The 5,302-nt window shown below is 25.4% G+C and carries 2 protein-coding genes and 1 pseudogene; all 3 read left to right on the top strand.

The window, feature by feature from the left end:
* Positions 1–630 (top strand): annotated as a pseudogene (locus tag CAMP5053_RS07865) (hypothetical protein); the annotation flags it as partial.
* The gene (locus tag CAMP5053_RS07860; protein WP_337217604.1) at positions 627–4,109 is read left to right on the top strand and encodes a hypothetical protein; all 3,483 of its coding nucleotides are present in this window, start codon (positions 627–629) and stop codon (positions 4,107–4,109) included. The pseudogene CAMP5053_RS07865 and the gene CAMP5053_RS07860, both read left to right, overlap by 4 nt.
* Positions 4,110–4,120: 11 nt before the next feature.
* A partial coding sequence (locus CAMP5053_RS07855) for a hypothetical protein (protein ID WP_337217603.1) occupies positions 4,121–5,302 on the top strand: 1,182 nt, incomplete at its 3' end.

The following is a 5,302-nucleotide window of genomic DNA, read 5'->3' as shown; positions in this document are numbered from 1 at the left end:
ATACCTACTAAGTTTAAATTTGATCATAGTTTTAATCCTAAGGATGGTTTAGCCAAACAAAACAAAAACCAAACAAAGCTAAAAGAGCCCATAATAAGACTTCATTATAAAAGTGATAGATTTCAAAAAGATAACCTACCTATCTATAATCTTTTAATCAATAATGAAAAAAAAGAACAAAATAAAGCTTTAAGTGAATTAAATATAGATCAAAAAGATTTAAAAGATATAGAGGATGTTAATATTCTTAATCAATTCAAACAAGACTTTAGCAAAGATTATGAATTTAAAGAATTAAATTTTAGTTTTGATACTAATTTAATCAAACTTTATTTTATTATCCCAAAAAATATTGCTAAAGTTTATAAAAGTGCTTATAAAGAATTTGAATATAAAGATTTAGGAGCAGGGTATTTTACACAGCTACATGAGTATGACAAAATCATCAAAAATTCCCTAGAAGATAATAAAGAATTAAACGAATATCATTTTAGTTTTTTAGCTCCTGCTAAAATGCAAAATTTAAAATTTCAAATCGCAAATGGACTAGATGAGATCTTAGAAGATGAAGATAGAAAACAAGAGCTTTATGTTTGTAAATTTGTAGTAGTGAATGGGATTAAAATATGAAAATAAAAGATTTCACCTTAATTGCATCAAATCATAATTTGGAAATTGAGTTAAAAAATCTTACCGAAAATGCTAATAAAATTATTTTTATATGTGGTGATTTTGATGGATATAAAGAAGCTAAGAATTCTTTATATAAGACACTACATACTATTGAATATAAATTTAAAATTAACAAGAAAAAAACTTTTAAAATCATACATTTAAATCAAGCTAATAAAGATGAAATCACAAAAGAACAAAAATTTAGCTCTGATAAAAATTTATCTAGTATTAAAAAAATTATCTTTAATAATTTAAATTTTTTAAATAATGCAATCAATCAAAACAAAAATAAAACGCTCAATAAAATTATTGATGAGAGTAATGAAGAAAATATTGAAAATTTTTTAAAAGGAGTTCAAAAAGAATTAAATACATTATTAAAAAATATCAAAGAATCTGATTATTTTGAGCAAGAGATTAAACCAAAGATACAACTTACCCTAGATACACTTTTTAATACACTTTTAAAAAATATTACTCAATCTAATGATGATGAATATAAGCAAATTATTAGAGCTATAGCAAAATTTTTTATCAATATATTAGATTCTGTAACCAATCTTAAAAAACCTATCTCTTTAGTCAAAAAAAATCCTTATGTTTTTGTTGTAAATACATTATTTGAAGTTTATAATTCTTCTTCTGACTATCAAGAGCATAAGGAACAAAAATATTATTATGATTTTGCTTATCCACTTTTAGAGCTTATTACTAGTAAGCTTTATCCTATTATCGCTTTGTGCAATGAAGAAATTTTATCTGATGTATTGATTATAGATGATAAAGTATTATTAGATTTTTCATCTTATTCTAATGCACCTTCTATTAGTCTTTATAAAAATAGTTTTTATAAAGTTATTTTAGATGAAGAATTTCAAGGTATTTTTGATCATTTTTTAGAAAATAATCCAAAAATTGAAAATGAAAAGTTAGATAATACGCTTTTAATTAATTCTAGTTTAAAAAATTTTGATACAACATTAAAAAAAGCAATCAATTCAAATATCTCTGAACTTAATCATTTCTTTTATGCAGAATATCCTGATTTAAATTCTTCCATACTAGTAGAAATGATACTAGATAAAAAAAATACTGATCAAATCAATACAACCAAAATGGGTAAAAATTATTTGTTTATTACTAATCCACCACAGCTTAACAATGCAGCACTTTGTGAAGATTTGTATCAAAAAAAATTAGGAGCAATAATAAAAAATCGCCCTAAAGCTCTTACAAAAAATGAAAAACTTGGATTAAAAGAGCAATTTCCTAGTAAAAGAGATTATGGTTCTTATTTTATAGAAAGAGATGTTAAAAAGGAAGATGATTTTGTATTGCAGCTTTGTCCTTTTGTGAAACTTGATGGACAGATTTATCAAAAATATAAAAGGTATTTTAATTTTTATAATCAACCATATTCTCGGTTATTGTTTGATTTATTAGAGAGTACAAAACAATCAGTTGAGCAAGATTTTGCTTATATTGATAGCTTTTTTAAATTACCCAAAGAACTGGAAGAAATTAGCGAAAAAGAAAAAGAAAAAGTAAAAGAATATATCGGGCTTTTTAATAATTATTTAGATAATATCAATTCTGATTATGATCAAATGCAATTTTTTCTTGAGTTAGAGTCATCAATATCCAAAACATATGAAAATGTAGATTTTAAGAAATACTCACCTTTAACGGTTGTTTTATTGACTTTGACTTTGTATGTTTTACAAAAAGACTTAGCTTCTACACAAGAATATTCTCTTGGTGTTAAAAATATTATAATTCCAAATCCAGATTATGGTGATAAAGAAATTTCACTTAATTACCAAAAGATTAAAATACCAAATTATTTTAATGAGTATATCTTATTTATCCCTGATGATATTTATTTTTATGATAATGATAAAAAAATTTACATCTTTTTATCTAAAGAATTAAATAAAAATAAAAAAGAAGATGAAGTTATCTATTTAGATGAATTAGCTAAAGCTATGTTTGAAAATGATTTTGAAGAAGAAGATCAAACTTATGTGGATTTTTTAAAAACCTTAAACGAAAGCTTTGATGAGGAAATTGAATTTAAAGAAAATACACAAACAGACAAAACTCTTCTTTTGAAAAAAGATTTAGATAAAAGTATTCAAGAAATTATGCTTGATAATGAACTTGCAAAATTATCCATAGATATCACTTTTTTTAATATCATTAAGCAACTTTTTCCTTTTGCAGAATTTTTTATGAGCCAGCCTGATTTTTTTAAAAAAATGATTTTATTTTTTATAAATTCAAGCTTTGATAAAAAGCATTATGGCAATAAATTATTTTCTAGTTTTAAAGCACATTTTTTTAAAGAACTAGGGATATTTTATGCACTTAATCCTAAAGGACATTTTATAAAAATTAATCCAAAAAGTAAAAAGCCACTCAATAAGCTTTTTTTATATCAAATAGGAACAAATTATTATTATTTTAATCAATTAGAATATGCAAGCGAGTTAAAAAAGTCAAAGAGTTTTTCAAGATTGGATAAAGCTAAGCAAATTCATTTGATATCAAAAGTAAAAAAACAATTAGCTATTGATTTTTCTATTAAAGTAAGTAAAAATTTAAGTGTAGATGTGTTAAAAAATTTAGCAGGATCTTTTATCGATACACTTTTGCCTACAAATTATGAAAGATTAAAAATTTTATATGAAAAACTAATGTATGAAAAATTTACTTACAATTATGATTTTCCTTTAGCTGTAAAAAAAGAAGAATACTTAACCTATCCTTTATTGATAAATTCTAGATTTATGAGTTTTGATTTATCTGAGTTTATTTTTGGTTCTTTATTATGCACAGGTGGGCTTAATTATTATCCTAGTATTGCTTGTGCTACGACTTCAAGCAAAGCTAGGGAATTTGCCTTAAAAAGACTTTTATCTTATATTATTTTAGATGAGAAAAGAAGTGCTTCTAAGGAAGATAAAATTAATGAGGGTAAATACATCTTAAATGATAAGGAATTTTTTGAAGAAAACAATATAGAACTTAGAAAATGTAATATATATAAGCTAGAGCATTTTCAAAGAAAAGAAGAGTATAAAACACAACACCCAGTGATAAAACAACACCCTATCTTAGCTTATAATGATGCTATACAAATTTTATATGAATATGCAAATGGTATTTATAGCACTACTCAAGATGAAAAGGGTAAGTTCATAGAAGATAGACAAAAAGCAAGAAGATTAATGGAAAATTTAGAAGCTATAGGACAGCATAATTTAGAAGTGATGTATAAGGGGATAGGGGATGAAAAGACAAATGATAAAAGTAAGATGAAAGAAGATGATGAAGAAAGCGATGATGCTAATAAAGCCCAAGATTATTCCAACAAATTCATAGGCAGATTAGCCACTACTATAATCATGGAAGATGGTTTGTATATAGGATGAAAGGATAAATAATGAGTGAAACTTATGAAATTTATACACCTAATGGTATTATTTTAGATGTAGAAAAAAAAACGAATAAAATTTTATTAAGTGATGGGGGAACTAAGGTAGGCAAATACACCCAAGAATATTCTAAAGCTTTGTTTGAAGCTGATCGTATATTAAGAAACTCCCCCTACAAAGACTATAAACCCAGATATTTAGATCCTAATCTTTATACAGGGCAAAGTTCTACTTTGCTTGAATTTAAAGATTGGCAAAGTATTTATTTAAAAGATCCTATTAAAGGAAGCATAGCTCCTTGGACTAAAGCAGAAAAAGCTTATTATAAATCTTTAAAAACTAAAAAAGAAAGATATAAGTATTTAGTTATAAGAAGTGGTATAAGAAGTGTTGTTATAGATATACCTTATGAAGCTATAGGAGCTGTAGATGAAAAAGGAAATGTAGATCCTAAATATGAAAAATTATATAGAATAGTAGATGATAATAAACATAATCTAAGATCAAGTTTATTTCATAATGAATGGGGTATGGCAGCAGGAATATTAGGTGATTATAAATATCTAGCTAATGATATGTTTCAAAATGGTTTTAATGCAAGATTTATCCAAGCTACTATACTTTATATACAATTAAGTGGAGGAAGTAGCATATTAGATAAACCTAATTTATTAGGTGCTATTTATGGTTATGCTGATATTGCTGTAGGAAGTGGTTTAGTAGGAGTGCATAAAAATCCTTTAAGAGAACAAGAGATTAAAACCTTAGCTAAGACTTTAAAACCTGATGAATTTGGTATGCTTCCTTTTATAGATGAGATTATGGGAGTAGATTGGATAATTGATTATAATAAATATGATATAGCTAGTGATCAATTTGGAAGTATGTATAAAGCCTTAAGAAGTGATATAGTTGAGGGTAAGATAAAAGATCCAAGGGATATAGATTCTACTTATGAAAGCAGAAGAGAATTTGATCGTTATAGGGGAGGGTATAAAAATGGTATGCTGCAAGGTTATGGAACAGATACACCTAATGATTGGAGCGAAGAAAGAGCACAACTTTTTAATGATACTTTAATACTACATGCCAAACTAGCAGCCCTAACTCCACCTCAAGGCTATCCTAATGCACCTTATTATTTTACCCCTGAAAACTTAGAATGGTATTATAAAAGACATAAGCTTGAT

Source organism: Campylobacter sp. S4:11, assembly GCF_024723695.1.
GTDB classification, from domain to species: domain Bacteria; phylum Campylobacterota; class Campylobacteria; order Campylobacterales; family Campylobacteraceae; genus Campylobacter_D; species Campylobacter_D jejuni_C.
This window is presented reverse-complemented; position numbering and strand designations above follow the sequence as displayed.

Excerpts from the sequence above, each read along its gene's own strand:
- CAMP5053_RS07860 (WP_337217604.1), top strand. The coding sequence starts at position 627 with ATGAAAATAAAAGATTTCACCTTAATTGCATCAAATCATAATTTGGAA.